This is a genomic window from Streptomyces sp. NPDC086554 (genome assembly GCF_040686095.1).
Classification (GTDB): Bacteria; Actinomycetota; Actinomycetes; order Streptomycetales; family Streptomycetaceae; genus Streptomyces.
Map to the genome: position 1 here is coordinate 365,394 of NZ_JBFBJK010000003.1, position 16,639 is coordinate 382,032.

Annotated in this window: 13 protein-coding genes; 5 read left to right on the forward strand and 8 right to left on the reverse strand. The window is 69.1% G+C overall.

Features of this window, described 5'->3' with window-relative positions:
* Window positions 1-117 precede the first annotated feature (117 nt).
* The gene (locus AB0O76_RS06695) at window positions 118-1,221 is read left to right on the forward strand and encodes a nitronate monooxygenase family protein (protein ID WP_365486143.1); all 1,104 of its coding nucleotides are present in this window, start codon (window positions 118-120) and stop codon (window positions 1,219-1,221) included.
* A 20-nt stretch (window positions 1,222-1,241) separates the two neighbouring features.
* On the forward strand, window positions 1,242-2,783 hold the full coding sequence (locus AB0O76_RS06700) for an acyl-CoA synthetase (RefSeq protein WP_365486145.1): 1,542 nt from the start codon (window positions 1,242-1,244) through the stop codon (window positions 2,781-2,783).
* A gap of 57 nt (window positions 2,784-2,840) precedes the next feature.
* Here AB0O76_RS06700 and AB0O76_RS06705 read toward each other — a convergent pair whose 3' ends face one another.
* Window positions 2,841-5,294 carry a penicillin acylase family protein gene (locus AB0O76_RS06705; RefSeq protein WP_365486147.1) on the reverse strand — a complete coding sequence of 818 codons (2,454 nt, stop codon included), beginning with the start codon at window positions 5,292-5,294 and terminating at the stop codon, window positions 2,841-2,843.
* A gap of 139 nt (window positions 5,295-5,433) precedes the next feature.
* Here AB0O76_RS06705 and AB0O76_RS06710 point away from each other — a divergent pair, with 139 nt between their 5' ends.
* A complete protein-coding gene (locus AB0O76_RS06710; RefSeq protein WP_365486149.1) occupies window positions 5,434-6,933 on the forward strand; it encodes an acyl-CoA synthetase in 1,500 nt (499 codons plus the stop codon).
* A 15-nt stretch (window positions 6,934-6,948) separates the two neighbouring features.
* Here the strand turns inward: AB0O76_RS06710 and AB0O76_RS06715 are convergent, their stop codons facing one another.
* Window positions 6,949-7,602, reverse strand: coding sequence for a hypothetical protein (locus tag AB0O76_RS06715; protein ID WP_365486151.1), 654 nt, complete (start codon window positions 7,600-7,602; stop codon window positions 6,949-6,951).
* Between the two features lie 30 nt (window positions 7,603-7,632).
* Complete coding sequence (gene paaK, locus AB0O76_RS06720; RefSeq protein ID WP_365486152.1) at window positions 7,633-8,922, reverse strand: phenylacetate--CoA ligase PaaK; 1,290 nt, start codon at window positions 8,920-8,922, stop codon at window positions 7,633-7,635.
* A 266-nt stretch (window positions 8,923-9,188) separates the two neighbouring features.
* On the opposite strand from paaK, the gene AB0O76_RS06725 reads away from it, so the two are divergent.
* Complete coding sequence (locus tag AB0O76_RS06725) at window positions 9,189-9,812, forward strand: chorismate mutase (RefSeq protein WP_365486154.1); 624 nt, start codon at window positions 9,189-9,191, stop codon at window positions 9,810-9,812.
* On the opposite strand, the gene AB0O76_RS06730 is transcribed toward AB0O76_RS06725, so the two are convergent.
* From AB0O76_RS06730 to AB0O76_RS06750, 5 genes are all read right to left on the reverse strand, one after another.
* Complete coding sequence (locus AB0O76_RS06730; protein ID WP_365486156.1) at window positions 9,809-11,185, reverse strand: cytochrome P450; 1,377 nt, start codon at window positions 11,183-11,185, stop codon at window positions 9,809-9,811. The two genes, AB0O76_RS06725 and AB0O76_RS06730, sit on opposite strands and share 4 nt — an antisense overlap.
* Before the next feature lie 15 nt (window positions 11,186-11,200).
* A complete protein-coding gene (locus tag AB0O76_RS06735; RefSeq protein ID WP_365486158.1) occupies window positions 11,201-12,241 on the reverse strand; it encodes a terpene synthase family protein in 1,041 nt (346 codons plus the stop codon).
* 19 nt (window positions 12,242-12,260) lie between these two features.
* Entirely contained in the window at window positions 12,261-13,001 is a 741-nt protein-coding gene (gene uppS / locus AB0O76_RS06740) for a polyprenyl diphosphate synthase (RefSeq protein WP_365486160.1), read from the reverse strand.
* Window positions 13,002-13,317: 316 nt separating this feature from the next.
* A complete protein-coding gene (locus AB0O76_RS06745; protein WP_365486162.1) occupies window positions 13,318-13,908 on the reverse strand; it encodes an alpha/beta hydrolase in 591 nt (196 codons plus the stop codon).
* Window positions 13,909-13,955: 47 nt separating this feature from the next.
* Window positions 13,956-15,572, reverse strand: a complete 1,617-nt coding sequence (locus AB0O76_RS06750; protein ID WP_365486164.1) for an acyl-CoA synthetase — start codon at window positions 15,570-15,572, stop codon at window positions 13,956-13,958.
* Window positions 15,573-15,766: 194 nt separating this feature from the next.
* Here AB0O76_RS06750 and AB0O76_RS06755 point away from each other — a divergent pair, with 194 nt between their 5' ends.
* On the forward strand, window positions 15,767-16,567 hold the full coding sequence (locus AB0O76_RS06755) for a crotonase/enoyl-CoA hydratase family protein (RefSeq protein WP_365486166.1): 801 nt from the start codon (window positions 15,767-15,769) through the stop codon (window positions 16,565-16,567).
* Window positions 16,568-16,639 lie beyond the last annotated feature (72 nt).

The following is a 16,639-nucleotide window of genomic DNA, read 5'->3' on the forward strand; positions in this document are numbered from 1 at the left end:
ACTGCTGAAACTTTCATGTCAGGGTCGATTCCTGTCAACCATGGGTGCAGAGCAAGAATCTGACACTGCATCAGAAAATCTCTTCCGTCGTCCGCACCGCTGCGGCATCCTGCGCCCATGCAGACAGAGCTGAGCAAGAAACTGGGAGTCGAGCACGCCATCTTCGGCTTCACGCCCTTCCCGGCGGTGGCGGCCGCCATCAGCAGGGCGGGTGGATTCGGTGTGCTCGGCGCGGTCCGTTACACGGCACCGGACGAACTGGCCCGCGACCTCGACTGGATGCAGGAGCATGTCGACGACCGGCCCTACGGCCTCGATGTCGTCATGCCCGCGAAGAAGGTCGAGGGGGTGACCGAGGCCGACGTGGAGGCGATGATCCCGGAAGGCCACCGGCAGTTCGTCAAGGACACCCTCGGCAAATACGGCGTACCCGAACTCGCCGAGGGGGAGGCATCCGGCTGGCGCATCACCGGGTGGATGGAGCAGGTCGCCCGCAATCAACTGGACGTCGCCTTCGACTACCCGATCAAACTGCTCGCCAACGCGCTCGGCTCACCGCCCGCCGACGTGATCCAGCGCGCCCACGACCACGACGTACTCGTCGCGGCGCTCGCCGGCAGCGCCCGGCACGCGCGCAAGCACGTGGACGCGGGCATCGACATCGTCGTCGCGCAGGGCTACGAGGCGGGCGGCCACACCGGTGAGATCGCCTCCATGGTGCTCACCCCGGAGGCCGTCGAGGCCGTCGCGCCGCTGCCGGTGCTCGCCGCGGGCGGCATCGGCAGCGGGCAGCAGATCGCCGCCGCCTTCGCGCTCGGCGCGCAGGGGGTGTGGCTCGGCTCCCTCTGGCTCACCACGACCGAGGCCGACCTGCACTCGCGGGCGCTCACCCAGAAGCTCCTCGCGGCCGGTTCCGGCGACACGGTCCGCTCCCGCGCACTGACCGGCAAGCCCGCACGCCAGTTGCGCACCGACTGGACGGACGCCTGGGACGACCCGGACGGGCCAGGCACCCTGCCCATGCCACTCCAGGGCCTGCTGGTCGCCGAGGCCGTATCGCGCATTCAGAAGTACGAGGTCCAGCCGCTGCTCGGCACGCCCGTCGGGCAGATCGTCGGCCGGATGAACAGCGAACGCAGCGTCCAGTCCGTCTTCGACGAGCTGACCCGCGGCTTCGAGCAGGCCATCGACCGCGTGAACCGCATCGCCGGACGCGACTGACCAGACGGAGGAGAGGCCCCATGAGCAGTACGCCCCCCAACGGCTTCTGGGCGCAGGCCGGGGCTGACCCGGACCGCGTCATGCTGATCGCACCCGATGGAGAGGAGTGGACCGCCCGGCGCCTGCACGCGGCGGCCAACCGGCTCGTCCACGGACTGCGCGCCGCGGGCCTGGAGCGCGGCGACGCGTTCGCCGTGGTCCTGCCCAACGGCGTCGAGTTCCTCACCGCGTACCTGGCCGCCTCCCAGGCCGGCCTCTATCTCGTCCCCGTCAACCACCACCTCGTCGGCCCCGAGATCGCCTGGATCGTCGCCGACTCGGGCGCGAAGGTGCTCATCGCCCACGAGCGGTTCGCCGACGCCGCGACCGCGGCCGCCGACGAGGCGAAGCTCCCGGCCACCCATCGCTACGCCGTGGGCGAGGTGCCCGGCTTCCGCCCGTACGCCGAACTCCTCGCCGGACAGCCCGAGTCGGCGCCCGACGACCGCACGCTCGGCTGGGTCATGAACTACACATCCGGTACGACGGGACGCCCGCGCGGCATCCGCCGCCCACTGTCCGGGAAGCTCCCCGAGGAGTCGTACCTCGGCGGCTTCCTCGGCATCTTCGGGGTGAAGCCCTTCGACGGCAACGTGCACCTGGTCTGCTCGCCGCTCTACCACACGGCCGTCCTCCAATTCGCGGGCGCCGCCCTGCACATCGGCCACCCGCTGGTCCTGATGGACAAGTGGACGCCCGAGGAGATGCTCCGCCTCATCGACACGTACAAGTGCACGCACACCCACATGGTGCCGACCCAGTTCCACCGCCTCCTCGCGCTGCCGGACGCGACGAAGGCGGCGTACGACGTGTCGTCGATGCGGCACGCCATCCACGGCGCCGCGCCCTGCCCCGACCACGTCAAGCGGGCGATGATCGAGTGGTGGGGCGAGTGCGTCGAGGAGTACTACGCGGCGAGCGAGGGCGGCGGCGCCTTCGCCACCGCCCAGGACTGGCTGAAGCGGCCCGGTACGGTCGGCAAGGCCTGGCCGATCAGCGAACTTGCCGTCTTCGACGACGACGGCAACCGGCTGCCGCCCGGCGAACTCGGCACCGTCTACATGAAGATGAGCACCGGCGGCTTCTCGTACCACAAGGACGAGTCCAAGACGAAGAAGAACCGCATCGGCGACTTCTTCACCGTCGGAGACCTCGGCGTGCTCGACGAGGACGGCTATCTCTACCTCCGCGACCGCAAGATCGACATGATCATCTCGGGTGGCGTCAACATCTACCCCGCCGAGATCGAGTCCGCGCTGCTCACCCACCCCGCTGTGGCGGACGCCGCCGCGTTCGGCATCCCGCACGACGAGTGGGGCGAGCAGGTCAAGGCGGTGGTGGAATTGGCCGATGGCCATGCGGCGGGCGACACGCTGGCCGCCGAGATCCTCGGCCACTGCGAGCGCCAACTGGCGGGCTACAAGCGGCCGAAGAGCGTCGACTTCATCGAGGTGATGCCGCGCGACCCGAACGGCAAGCTGTACAAGCGACGGCTGCGTGAGCCGTACTGGGAGGGGCGGTAACGAAAGTGCGCGACCAGCCACGAAGCACCCGCAGCCGAACAACGGCACCTCACGGCACTACCCGCGGAGCGCCTTGCGCTCCCGCACCTTCACCACCTCCAGCTTCGGGTCGCTCAGAATGTCCTTCTCGCAGAACCGCGAGGTGACCCAGCGCTCATCGGTGTACAGGCGCGTCTGATCGCTGAAATGCGGCGAGTTGGGATTCGAGGACTGCGCGTACGTCAGGAGCGTGCGGGCCTCGGGGCAGCGGCCCTTGCCCCAGCCCACCGCCTGGATGTGGCTCGATCCATGCGCGACCTCGGTGTAGCCGCCGGCCTCCGCGTCCCAGACCGGCTCCACCTTGTTCCACACGCCGATGGACTCCGTGCCGCCGTGGATCGGGATGCGCTGTCCGCCGCGTACGACGAACTGGTTCTGCCCCAGCGGAGCGTCGACCGCGATCCCCGCCCCCTCCAGCTCGGACACCGCGTCGGCGAGCGCGGTCGCGAAGCCCGGCGCGGCCGTGTTCAGCGTGTTCGGGGTGCGCACCGGGTCGGCGGCCGAGAACGGCACCTTCCACAGCTGGGCGCTCGGCACGGCGGCCGTCAGCTTGCGCCAGAAGCGGTCGAAGAGCAGCGCGCCCCTGCTGTCCGTGTTCATGGTGTGGTCCCAGCCCTTGAGGGCCTCACAGGCCTTGCGTACGTCAACTGCCGTGCCGTCACTGCCTGTTGCGGACCCTCCGGGCAGTGCCGCGCAGGCGCGTGCCGCGTCGTCGGCCGCCAGGTCGCCTGCGGGCGCACGGTTGGCGAACTGCTGCTTCTGAAGGTCCTTGACGGTCAGGCCGCCCTTCGCGGCCATCGCCGCGACGTCCTCGATCGCGCCGCGCGTCCGCAGGGAGCGCTGCGTGCCGATGGTCCCGAAGACCCGCTCGTAGCCGGTGATCGGCCGGTCCGCGTTGGTCAGCCAGGCGCTGTCGTTGGAATTCTCTGCGTACGGGGCGTCCTTGAGGGTCGGCATCTTCGACGGGCCGAAGACACCCGGCTGTACCGCGTCCTTGTCCGAGCCGAGCGCGCAGTCGCCGCGCGAGCCGTCGAGCACGGCCACACCCGATGCCGGATAGGTGACCTTGCCCAGATCGGTGGAGCAGCGCTTGGCCAGATCGTCGGTGATGCGGGGCAGCACCTGCGACTGGGTGAGCAGCGAGTGCCCCGCGCGGTCCGCGGCCACCGTGTTCACCCACGGGAGCCCCTGGGTCTCGCGCAGGGACTTCAGGATGCCGTCGGTGGAGCGGGCCTTGCCGAAGCCGAGGTCGGTGTCGTTGCCGCGCAGATTCACCGCGTTGGGGTCGTTCAGCGCGTACGCCGTCTTCGCCGACCAGGGCAGCGGGAGCTGCGAGCCGAGCCCGGTGGTGACCGGGCCGTACCGGGTCCACCACTGTGTACGGGTCACCGGTGCGCCGTCCTTGACCGGCACCTCGACCGTCCGCTTCGTCATCTTCTCCGGCTTGCCGTCCACCAGATAGCTGGTCGGGTCGGCCGGATCGAGTGTCAGCTGGTGCAGATTGAGGGTGACGCCGGTGGCCACCGTGTGGCTCCAGGCGACATCGCCGTTGAAGCCGATGTTGACCACACTCGTGCCGAGCAGCGAGCCGCCCGAGACGTTCAGTTCGCCGGGGATCGTCTGCTGCGACTGCCAGAAGCGGCGGCCTCCCTGCCAGGGGTAGTGCGGATTGCCGAGCAGCAGGCCCTTGCCGTTCGCGGTGGTCTTCCCGCTGAACGCCACGGCGTTGGAACCCATGTCGGCGTCGTCCGCCGAGAACATCTCGCGTGCGGCCTTCGCCGTCCGCTCCGGGTCGGGCGCGCCCTGGTCCGCGGTCTTCGCGGTCTTCGTGGTCTTTGCGATCTTTGCGGTCGGCGGCTGCGCGGCGGTGATGCCGTCGATGCCCCGCCCCTGGCCGCCGAGTACCTGGACGGCGAAGCCCTGCCGGGCCACGTCCAGGGAGGTGATCGGGCGCAGCCACTTGGCGCCCTTGCAGGCCGGGTCGGTGACGCGGTTCTGCTTCAGCCAGGCGTTGTAGCCCGCGGCGAAGCCACGCATCAGCTTCTTCGACGCGGCGCTCGGACCTGCCGGGGCGGGCTGCTTCAGAAGCTTCTCGACCGTGCCCGTGTCGCGGACGCCACCGAAGTACAGGTCGCTGGAGAGGTTCGTGGTCGCCGACGACAGCGAGCCGTCGGGCTTGCCGTCAGGGCCGAAGAAACGTGACCGCTCCCCGCGCACGGTCACATATCCCTCGGCGAGGGTGCACACCTGATCGGCGGCCTGCGCCCAGCCGGTGCCGAAGCCGAGGTTCTCGTAGTCCTTGGCGAGGATGTGCGGAATGCCGTACTGGGTGTAGCGGACGGTGGCGGAAAGGCCGCTACGCGATGGGTTGGTGTCGCGCTGTTCGGCCGTGGCGGCGGACGACGGCAGGAGGGCCGTGGCGGTCAACAGGCTGATGCCGAGGGCCGTCAGGCGTCTGGTGCGGGTACGCATGGTGCCTCCCAACTGGTGTGGCGGAAGGGGCGGTTGAGCGTACCAACCGGTATGTCACTTGATCGAGTGCCGAACCGGCCTTGTTCGCGACCCGTCCGGAGCCTTGACCGCCGTGACGGGCGGGGCACAGGATCACGCCATGACGGGTGTACGCGGAAACACGGTCGACGGGGTCCTTCGGCGGAGCGCGCGACGCGTGCCGGGGCGGGTGGCGCTGCGCTACGGCGAGCGGTCCTGGACGTACGCGGAACTGGACGACGCCGTCTCCCGCGCGGCGCGGGTGCTGCGCGACGCGGGTCTCGGCCACGGGGACCGCGTCGGCGCCTACGCACACAACTCGGACGCCTATCTCATCGGCTTTCTCGCCTGCTCGCGGGCGGGCCTGGTCCATGTGCCGGTCAATCAGAACCTCGTCGGCGACGACCTGGCGTACATCGTGGGCCAGTCGGGCAGCTCCCTCGTCCTCGCCGACCCAGATCTCGCCGTGCGCCTCCCCGCCGACGCACGCGTCCTGGCCCTGCGCGACACGGACGACTCCCTGCTCGCCCGGCTCGCTTCCGCAGCGCCGTACGACGGGGACGAGCCCGGCACGGACGACTTGGCGCAGCTGCTCTACACGTCCGGCACCACAGCCCTCCCCAAGGGCGCGATGATGACCCACCGCGCTTTGGTGCACGAATACGTCAGCGCCATCACCGCCCTTGACCTCAAGGAGGCGGACAAGCCCGTCCACTCGCTGCCGCTCTACCACTCGGCGCAGATGCACGTCTTCCTGCTGCCCTACCTCGCGGTGGGCGCCGAGAACACGATCCTCGACGCGCCCGACGCCGAGCGGATCTTCGACCTGGTCGAGGCGGGCCGCGCCGACAGCCTCTTCGCGCCGCCCACGGTGTGGATCGGCCTGTCGAACCACCCCGGCTTCGCCACGCGCGACCTCGGCGCCCTGCGCAAGGCCTACTACGGGGCGTCGATCATGCCCGTACCCGTCCTTGAACGGCTGCGCGAGCGCCTCCCGTCGCTCGGCTTCTACAACTGCTTCGGGCAGAGCGAGATCGGCCCCCTCGCCACGGTCCTCGGGCCCGACGAGCACGAGGGGCGGATGGACTCCTGCGGGCGCCCCGTCCTCTTCGTCGAGGCACGGGTCGTGGATGAGCGGGGCCAGGAGGTGCCCGACGGCACACAGGGGGAAGTCGTCTACCGCTCCCCGCAGTTGTGCGAGGGCTACTGGGACAAACCCGAGGAGACCAAGGAGGCGTTCCGCGACGGATGGTTCCACTCCGGGGACCTGGTCGTGCGGGACGAGGAGGGCTACTTCACGGTGGTCGACCGGGTGAAGGACGTCATCAACTCGGGCGGTGTCCTTGTCGCGTCACGCCAGGTCGAGGACGCGCTCTACACCCACGAGCGGGTCGCGGAGACCGCCGTGATCGGTCTGCCGGACGAGCGCTGGATCGAGGCGGTCACCGCCGTCGTCGTACGCAATGGTGAAGTCACGGAGGACGAACTGATCGCCCACGCACGCGAGAAGCTCGCCCACTTCAAGGCACCCAAACGGATCCTCTTCGTGGACGAGCTGCCGCGCAACGCGAGCGGGAAGATCCTCAAGCGGGAACTGCGGGACCGGTTCAGCGGTCAGTGAGGCAGCCGCACGGGGTCACGGAGGGGTGACTCTCCTGGCGTGCTTCCAGACCAGTTCCACCTCGCGGCTGAGGTAGTCGTACATGTCGCCGCGGCGGTACTTCTTGACGGGCGTCGAATGGCCGTGCCGGTTGCTCTGATAGCGCGTCAGATAGGCGGCACGGTCGGTGAGGATGATGCGGCCCACGTGCGGCAGGTGGTATAGGCGAAGCTCCAGGAAACCGGGATTCATGTATCCCTCCAGGAAGGTCACATTCTGCCGGACCTGTTCCCGCAGCAGGCCGTTTCCGTAGGCGTGGTCGAACGCGCTGATCTCCTCCTCCCGGTCGGCGATCCAATCCGGCTGCTGAGTGCTGTCCGGGTCGGGGAGAAGAACGCGCACATCCTTGGAGCCTCCCCGTCCCGCGCGAAGAGTGTCGGCGAACACCTGCCGTTGCAGGTCGTTGCCACGGCTCGTGATCACGGTCACCCAGCGCGCCCGGTCCAGCTCCGCTTGAAGGTCGCTCGCGACCGCGCCGGAATCGCGGAAGGTGTCTTCGAGATCGAGGCCGAGAACCCTTGTCGCCATGAGTCTTGTCGCCTGCCGTGCGGTGCGCGAGAAGACCCAGATGAGTACGAGGAATATCGCGCTGCCCGCAATGGAGATCACGATCTCTTTGAGTACCCCCATGCGGTGAAGGTAGCAGCGCGGAAGTGCTGGCTAGGCCTCCCCGCGCAGATCCACGATCCGCTTGAACTTGCCCACCGACCGTTCGATCGTCTCCGGATCGACGATCTCGACCGTCACCGAGACGCCGATGCCGTCCTTCACCGCCGACGCGATCTCCCGTGCCGCCGCCTCGCGCCGCTCGGGGGTCGTGTCCGTGCGGGACTCCGCCCGGACCGTCAGCGCGTCCATCCGGCCTTCGCGGGTCAGGCGCAGCTGGAAGTGCGGGGCGACGCCCGGTGTGCGCAGGACGATCTCCTCGATCTGAGTGGGGAAGAGGTTCACCCCGCGCAGGATCACCATGTCGTCCGTGCGGCCCGTGACCTTCTCCATGCGGCGGAAGTTCCGTGCCGTGCCGGGGAGCAGGCGGGTCAGATCCCTGGTGCGGTAGCGGATGACGGGCATGGCCTCCTTGGTGAGGGACGTGAAGACCAGCTCGCCGCGCTCGCCGTCCGGAAGGACCTCGCCGGTGATCGGGTCCACCACCTCCGGGTAGAAGTGGTCCTCCCAGATGTGCAGGCCGTCCTTGGTCTCCACGCACTCCTGGGCGACACCGGGGCCGATGACCTCGGAGAGCCCGTATATGTCGACCGCGTCGATCGCGAACCGCTCCTCGATCTCGCGCCGCATCTCCTCCGTCCACGGCTCGGCGCCGAAGATGCCGACCTTGAGGGAGGTCGTACGAGGGTCGACGCCCTGGCGTTCGAACTCCTCCAGGAGCGTCAGCATGTACGACGGCGTCACCATGATGATCTCGGGACGGAAGTCCTGGATCAGCTGGACCTGACGTGCCGTCATGCCGCCGGAGGCGGGAATCACCGTGCAGCCGAGCCGCTCCGCGCCGTAGTGCGCGCCGAGACCGCCGGTGAACAGGCCGTAGCCGTACGCCACATGGACCTTGTGCCCGGGTCGGCCGCCCGCCGCGCGGATCGAGCGGGCCACGACGTCCGCCCACATCGACAGGTCCTGCTCGGTGTAGCCGACGACCGTCGCCCGGCCCGTGGTGCCGCTCGACGCGTGCAGGCGCCGCACCTCGGACTGCTCCACCGCGAACATTCCGAAGGGGTAGTTGTCGCGCAGATCGGCCTTGGCCGTGAACGGGAAGCGGGCCAGGTCGGCGAGCGTACGGCAGTCGTCGGGGCGGAGCCCCGCCTTGTCGAACGCCGCCCGGTAGAAGGGCACGTTCTCGTACGCGTGCAGCAAGGTGTCCTGCAGGCGCTCCAGCTGCAGCGCCTCGAGCTCCTCGCGCCCGAGGCGCTCCGCCGCGTCCAGCATGGCCGTCATATGGAGTTTCTCCCGTCCCAAACGGGCGACCGATCATTCGGTCGTGGATCTTCTGTCGAGCTCAGTAATCCAGTCGTGGGGGCGGCCGTCAAGAGATCGCACACGACGGCTTCCCGCGTCGCCCTGCCCACGGTGTGAGCTGCGTGTACGGCTTTTGCCGGGGGCAGCTGCGCGCGAGGGCCGAGGGCCCTGCCGTGCGCGCCGCGGGGTCGTACGATGGCGGCGATCCGGCACGATCAACACGGCCATCTCCAGGGGGACATCCCGTGCAGCGCACCTCGTCCGCAGTCCGATTCCTGACCGCCGGAGCTCTCGCGGCCGTACTCCTCGGAGGAGCCGGCGCCGGGCAGGCCGCTGCCGCACCGGCCGCTTCCGTTCAGCGGACCGCCGTCGCGCACGGCACGCCGTACGACCTGCTCCATCCGCTCGCCGATCTCTCCGCCCAGCGTTTGGCCACCGCCGACCTCGTCGCCGCCGCCAAGTACGGCACGGACAGCCCCATCGACGACCCGGCCCGCGAGAAGCAGGTCCTCGACGACGTCGCGCGGCAGGCGCGGGAGGTGGGTGCGGACCCCGAGGTGATGGTGCGGATCTTCCGCGACCAGATCGAGGCGAACAAGGTGGTGCAGCGCGCGCTGCACCACCGGTGGGACGCGGACCCGTCCCAGGCGCCGACCGAGCGGCCGGACCTCGCGGAGGTCCGCAAGGAGATCAACCGGGTGAACGGCGAACTCGTCCGCGCCGTCGCCGCCTCGCCGTCCGCGCGCATGGCCCCCTACTGCGGCGGACTGCTGACCGCGGCGGCCGTGCATGTACGGCACGACCGCCGGCTCGACGCGCTGCACACCGTCGCCTTGGAGCGGGCGCTTCGGTCCGTCTGCGGGGCTTAGACGGCAGTTGGCACGACACCTGAATGAGTGTCAGTGCGGGGCTCTGCCTGCATGTGCAGCCTGCCGGGCCGCAATGCCAACCCCAGGGCGGGGCGGACCTGTTGTTGTCCTGGCAGGTGTGCCAGGCGCCATCGGGCGGTGATGGTCGCGAGGGCGAGGACGGCCTCGGTCACCGCGAAGTCGTCGCCGATGCATTTGCGGGCGCCGGCGGCGAAGGGGAGGAGGGCGTGGCGGGGCGGCTGAGGGCGCTTGGGGTCCCAGCGGTCGGGGTCGAAGGTTTCGGAGTTGTCGTAGAGGTCCGGCCGGTGGTGGATGAGGTAGGGGCTGTAGGCGACGCAGCTCCCGGCGGGCAGCAGGTGCCCGCCCAGGCGGGTGTCGGCGGTGACGGTGCGAGTGAAGATCCAGCCCGGCGGTCGGAGCCGGAGGGTTTCGGTGACGATGCGGTGCGTCAGTTCCAGGCGCGGCAGGTCGGCGTGGGTGGCCGTGGCTCCGTCCAGGACGGCATCGACCTCGGCGTGCAGCCGCCGCGCCATCTGGGGGTGCCGGGCCAGCAGGTCGAGGGCCCACGCCAGCAGGGCGGCCGTGGTCTCCGTACCGGCGAGGAAGAAGGTGACGATCGTGTCGCTGATCTCCGCGTCGGTCATGCGGGGACTGTCGTCTTCGGGGTCATGGGCCGCGATCAGAGCCGAGAGCAAGTCGTCGTGGTCGACGCCCTCGGCGCGGCGCTGGGCGATGATCTGGTCGAAGGCGTCGCGCAGGCGGGTGCGTGCGCGCACGTGGGAGCGGTTGCCCGAGGTGGGGAGCCGGTCCAGCGGGGGGACCATGAACATGCGCTGGTAGAAGCCGTCGAAGAAGGTCTTTACGTCGTTGAGGACCGGGCCGAGTTCGCCGGGGGGCAGCGCACCGGAGAACAGGGTGGCGGCCGTGATCTTGGATGTGATCGTCATCATTTCGGTGGGCACGTCCAGGACCTGTCCGGCATGCCAGGAACCGGTCACCTCCTCGACGCAGGCGCTCATGGCCTTTGTGTAGCCGGGGAACCGTTCCGGGCGGAAGGCGGGCTGGGCCAGCCGGCGCAGCCGCCGGTGCGCGCCGTGCGGACAGCTGGCAAGACCGTCATCACCCACAACTTCCCGTACGCGGTCGAAGATCGGGCCGCCTTTGTCGAAGACGCGGTCATCGACCAAGGCATGCCGGGTCAGTTCTGGATCGCAGATCATCACCAGGGTGAAGGGGCCGAGCCGGATGCGGACGAGTTCTCCGTGGGTGGGCAGGGAGTTGATGAACTCCAGCGGGTTCCGCAGCAGCGGAATCAGATGGCCGACGAGGGGCAGCGCCTTGGGCGCGATGGGGACCGAACGCAGGCTCGCCATTTTCCACTCCGTGGTCTAGTGACCGGATTCGGTGCTCTGCAGCCCGTAGCGGGGCGTCTCCAATGACCATGTGTAGACGGGGTCGACCCAGTAGAAGATCGCCTGGGCGTGCCTCCTGACTTCCTCCGGCAGGGAGGCGTCCGAGCAGATCGAGGCAGCGGCGTTGGCGTTCTCGTAGCGCATGGCCGCGTTGAGGGTGAGCGAGCAGGAGAAGGCCATGTCCACGGGAATTCCGTATTCCTGGCAGATGACGCCGATGAGGCTGAGCCTTTCTCCCGATTCGGCCCCCACGTGGCAACTGTGCAGGTCGTTGTCGAGACCGACGAGGAGACTTCCCTGCTTCATGAGGTGAAGCAGTGGTTCGGGAAGGGCCTTCCCCGGCCCGACGAGGCCGGGCTGAAGCCTCTGTACCCACATGCCGAGGACGATCCCCGCCGTGCGCGTCCGGTGCCTCAAGTACCGGTCCAGGCTCGGGAGGGGTTCCCCGTTCTCCCACGCCTGCCGAGCCGTGTACTCATGCAGGAATCCCAGCAGCAGGTCTGTGAAGCCGGGGATCAGCGCGGCTCCGTCCGCCGCGACGATGTCGTCGCGCAGACTGGCCAGCGGCCTCAGGATGTCAGGCCCGTCGGACGGCACATGCCCCGTCTCCAAGGTTTCCCTCACGGGTTCCATGAGATGACCGACCGGCTGATCACCGCCGAGGTCGACGGTGTTCAGCCAGAACAGGATCATCTGCAGCTTGGCCAGCGCGAGCAGCACATTCCAGGGGGCATGTGGGGCGAAAAGGCCCACCAGGTGCCCGGGGGTTGCCTGGGCCGCTATCTCGACATGGACCTTGCTCAGTCCAAGGTTCGCCGCCCAGGAGAGAATGGCGGACTCCAGTTGCTCGGTCTGCGGGTGAGCGGGGTATGTCTCGCGTCCCTTTCCCAGGTGGGAGAGAATCCAGGGTTTCAGGGGCCGAAAGGAACCGGAGATGTCGTCCGTCGTCCGGGAGTCAGTCGTCTTGGGGTCAGTCGTCCTGAGGTCAGGGAACAGAAGGGGCATCTGAGGGGGCATGCTGCAGTTCCTTCCTGCTCTACTTTCCGAAACGCCGCTGACGGGCGCCGTAGAAGGCCAGGGCGCAGTGGAGATCGGACTGGGTGAAGTCGGGCCACAGGACGGGGCAGAAATAGAGTTCGGAGAGGGCTGCCTGCCAGAGCATGAACCCGGAGAGACGTTGTTCGCCGGAGGTGCGGATCACCAGGTCCGGGTCGGGCAACCCGCTGGTGGACAGGGCCTGGGCGAATGACCTCTCGGACACGGTGAAGCCGGCGGACTTGACCGCCTGGTGGGCCAGCATGCGCGCCGCGGCGAGGATGTCCTCTCGGCCGCTGTAGCCGACTGCGAAGTTGATCTGAGGGCCCTGATTGCGACAGGTGCTGGTCTCCGCCTCGCGCAGCGAGGCTGCCAGAGAGCTGGGGAGCAGCCGGGGATCCCCGAGGTGACGCATTCTCCAGTGCCCGGCCGCCGCCAGACGGTCGGTCAGTTCGGAGATGATGTCCAGGAGTTCGTGGAGCTCAGCCGCAGCGCGACGGAGGTTGTCCGTCGAGAGCAGCCACCATGTGGTGGTCTCTATGCCAACGGCCTCACACCAGCGAACGGCCCGGCAGACGTTGTCCGCGCCCTCCCGGTGGCCCTGCTCGACGGGGCGGCCATGGGCCTGCGCCCAACGGCGGTTTCCGTCCACTATGAAGGCGACGTGACGTGGCCCCTTGCGCGGGCCGAGGTCGCGGCGGTCGTCCCGTTGTTGGGGGAGGTCGCGCGGAGGAGTACTCATCGGACACTTCCTTATCGCCTGGGACCGGTGCATACACGGCCGATACGAATCCAGCGGGCTCAACGAGCAAGGAAATGGGCGGAGTCGGTGGGTGTGCCGCAAGGGTGGCTGCGGGCGGCGGCCTGCCCTGAAGATCCTGGTCCGCTCCGCCGGGGTTGCCAAGGCGTGATCAGGGGCGCTTGACGGTGCGCACGCCTCAATCGGAGGCCGCGGCGGCTCCCGCCGAGGGCGCTCAAGTCGCCCCTCAAAGCGCGGTGTTCTCTCCGCAAGACCCACGCGCCGGCCCGCGGCCGTCGGGACCGGCCCGGCAGACCGCTCAGTGGTCGAGCGAGCCGATGAAGCGGTGCAACCGTGCGACGACCTGCCGCAGTACGTCGACGGATCCCACGGTGTCCTCCGCGAGCTCCAGGGCGTGATCCGCCGAGGGGATCTCCAGGACGTCGTGGTGCAGCGACTCGGCGACCTGGGCGTCCCACAGCGCGTCGGCGCTCCCGCCGACAAGGAGAGTCGGCGCCTTGGCCCGCCGGAGCGAGCGGGCCACCTGGTCGTACGTCAGGAGCGGGGTGAGCCAGGCGGCCGCGAGGTTCCGGTCGGCGGCGACGCCACAGGCGAGTGAGCCGAGGGACTTGCCGACGACGAGACGACAGGCCCCTTCCTCGGCGTCGACGGCCCCGGTGACCTGCCGCTCCACCCACGCGATCCGCTCGTCCAGGGTGAACTGCCGGAAGCCGTCAGGGATCTGCCACCACAGCTCCTGAACCGTCCAGCCGTGCTGGAGCAGCACGCCACGGGCGAAGTGCAGCAGCGGCCTTGCGGGCGAGTAGCCGACGCCCGGAACGATGACGGCGACGCGGTCACGGGCGCCGTCGAAGCGGGTGGGGACGGCGAAGGAGGAGGGATCGGGCATGGCCGAAGGCTACTGGGCGGGCGATACCGCGCGGGCGTTCATGTGGCTCAGCCGCCCGCCGCCACAGCCTTCGCCCACCGGTAGTCCGCCTTGCCGCTGGGGGAGCGCTGGATGCGGTCGGTGAAGACCACCGCTCGGGGGATCTTGTAGCCGGCGAGGCGGGTGCGGCAGTGGGTCTGTACGGATTCGAGGTCCAACGCGGCTGCGCCGTCGCGTAGTTGGACGACCGCGGCGACACGGTTGCCCCAGCGCTCGTCGGGCACCCCGGCGACCAGTGCGTCGTACACGTCCGGATGGGACTTCAGCGCCTGCTCGACCTCCTCCGGATACACCTTCTCGCCGCCGGTGTTGATGCACTGCGAGCCCCGGCCGAGGACGGTGACGATGCCCTCGTCGTCGACGGTCGCCATGTCGCCGAGCAGTACCCACCGCTCGTCGCCCCGCTGGAAGAAGGTCTCGGCGGTCTTCTTGGGGTCGTTGTAGTAGCCGAGCGGTACATGGCCGCGCTGGGCGATGCGTCCCGGTTCGCCGACCGGCACCGGGTCGTATGTCGCCGGATCCACCACCTGCGTACGGGCGTTGACCCGCAGCCGGAACCCCTTGTCGGGGCCCGAGTCGTCCGTCGCCGTGCCGTTGAAGCCGGACTCGGAGGAGCCGAAGTTGTTCAGGAGCATCACGTTCGGGGCGAGGGCGGCGAACTGGGCTCGCACCGTCTCCGACATGATCGCGCCGGACGACGACACACTGAACATGGCCGAGAGGTCCGTGCCCTTGCAGGGCCCGTTCAGCGCGTCTATCAGCGGCCGCAGCATCGCGTCGCCCACCAGCGACATGCTGGTGACCTTCTCCCGCTCGATCGTGCGCAGGACTTCCTCGGGCGCGAACTTGCGGTGGATGACGAGGCGTTGGCCGAAGTTGAAGCAGATGAACGCCGTCAGGGTGGATGTGCCGTGCATCAGCGGGGGAGTGGGGAAGAAGGTGATCCCGTCGCCGCCGGCGGCGACCCGCTCGGCCACCTCTTCGGGGCGCCCGACCGGCTCACCGGTGGGCGCGCCGCCGCCGAGCCCCGAGAAGAACAGGTCCTCCTGGCGCCACATCACGCCCTTGGGCATGCCGGTCGTGCCGCCGGTGTAGATGATGAACAGGTCGTCGGGCGAACGCTCCCCCGGGAAGCCCCGCTCCGGTGAGCCGGCCGCCTCCGCCTGCGCGTACGGCACCGCGTCGAGCGAGGGAGCCCCGGCGGGCGGGGTCCCCACCCGCACCAGATGCCGCAGCTTCTCCGTCCTCGGCAGTGCGGCCGCCACCCGAGCGGTGAACTCCCCGTCGAAGACGAGCGCCGCGAGATCCGCGTCGCGGTAGAGGTAGACCAACTCCTCTTCCACATAGCGGTAGTTGACGTTGACCGGCACGACCCGCGCCTTGAGGCAGGCGAGCACCGTCTGAAGGTACTCGATCCCGTTGTAGAGATGGAGCCCCAGATGTTCGCCCGGCTTGATGCCGCTGTCGATCAGATGGTGGGCGATGCGGTTCGCGGCGGCGTCGAGCTCGGCGTACGTCAGCCTGCGTTCCGCCCCCGTGCCGGGGTGATCGATGTACACGAGCGCCTCGCGGTCGGGGACCACGTCGACGACCGACTCGAACAGGTCGGCAAGGTTGTACTCCACCGCTCCTCCTGACCCCGGCGCCATCTCTTCTGGCTTCTGGCGGTCATCAGAGCAGAGGCGCCCACAACTGGGAAGGGTCCCCGTACAAGAAATCTGACTGACTGTCAGAAAACTATTGAACTGGCTCCCCGGCTACTGCAACCTGTTCCAGGTCCGAAGAGGACTGCGGTCCGTCGAGGAGAGGGAGCACGGCTATGGGTGGGACGGAACATCTCGCTGTGCAGCGCGAAGGCGCCACACTGGTACTCACGCTCAACCGGCCCGAGGCGAAGAACGCGCTCTCGCTGCCGATGCTGGTAGGCCTCTATGACGGGTGGGTGGCCGCCGACGAGGACGACGCGATCCGCTCGATCGTGCTCACCGGCGCGGGCGGCGCGTTCTGCGCGGGCATGGACCTCAAGGCCCTCGCGGGCAAGGGGATGGAGGGCGAGCAGTACCGGGACCGGCTGAAGGCCGACCCCGATCTGCACTGGAAGGCGATGCTGCGCCACCACCGGCCCCGCAAACCCGTCATCGCGGCGGTCGAGGGCCACTGCGTCGCCGGCGGCACGGAGATCCTGCAGGGCACGGATATCCGCCTCGCGGGCGAGTCCGCCACGTTCGGGCTCTTCGAGGTCAGGCGTGGTCTTTTCCCGATCGGTGGCTCGACGGTTCGGCTTCCGCGGCAGATTCCGCGTACGCATGCGCTGGAGATGTTGCTCACGGGGCGTCCCTACTCGGCGCGGGAGGCCGCGGACGTCGGACTCATCGGCCATGTCGTGCCGGACGGCACCGCGCTGGAGGAGGCCCTCGTCATCGCCGAGCGGATCAACGCGTGCGGGCCGCTCGCCGTCGAGGCGATCAAGGCTTCGGTGTACGAGACCGCGGAGATGTCCGAGGCGGACGGCCTTGCGGCGGAGTTGAAGCGGGGGTGGCCGATCTTTGACACCGCTGATGCGAAGGAGGGCTCCAGAGCCTTTGCGGAGAAGCGGGACCCGGTGTTTCGGCGGGCCTAGGTCGCTCTTTGTCTGCGGGTCCGTCGTGGCTGGTCGCGCCCACGCGGCGGAGCCGCACATGTCACAGCCCCG

Bases quoted from the DNA above. Each gene is read 5' to 3' on its own strand.
- AB0O76_RS06710 (WP_365486149.1), top strand. From the start codon at position 5,434: ATGACGGGTGTACGCGGAAACACGGTCGACGGGGTCCTTCGGCGGAGC.
- AB0O76_RS06695 (WP_365486143.1), top strand. From the start codon at position 118: ATGCAGACAGAGCTGAGCAAGAAACTGGGAGTCGAGCACGCCATCTTC.
- AB0O76_RS06745 (WP_365486162.1), bottom strand. From the start codon at position 13,908: ATGCCCGATCCCTCCTCCTTCGCCGTCCCCACCCGCTTCGACGGCGCC.
- uppS (WP_365486160.1), bottom strand. From the start codon at position 13,001: ATGAGTACTCCTCCGCGCGACCTCCCCCAACAACGGGACGACCGCCGC.
- AB0O76_RS06730 (WP_365486156.1), bottom strand. From the start codon at position 11,185: ATGGCGAGCCTGCGTTCGGTCCCCATCGCGCCCAAGGCGCTGCCCCTC.
- AB0O76_RS06735 (WP_365486158.1), bottom strand. From the start codon at position 12,241: ATGCCCCCTCAGATGCCCCTTCTGTTCCCTGACCTCAGGACGACTGAC.
- AB0O76_RS06700 (WP_365486145.1), top strand. From the start codon at position 1,242: ATGAGCAGTACGCCCCCCAACGGCTTCTGGGCGCAGGCCGGGGCTGAC.
- AB0O76_RS06715 (WP_365486151.1), bottom strand. From the start codon at position 7,602: ATGGGGGTACTCAAAGAGATCGTGATCTCCATTGCGGGCAGCGCGATA.
- AB0O76_RS06705 (WP_365486147.1), bottom strand. From the start codon at position 5,294: ATGCGTACCCGCACCAGACGCCTGACGGCCCTCGGCATCAGCCTGTTG.
- AB0O76_RS06755 (WP_365486166.1), top strand. From the start codon at position 15,767: ATGGGTGGGACGGAACATCTCGCTGTGCAGCGCGAAGGCGCCACACTG.
- paaK (WP_365486152.1), bottom strand. From the start codon at position 8,922: ATGACGGCCATGCTGGACGCGGCGGAGCGCCTCGGGCGCGAGGAGCTC.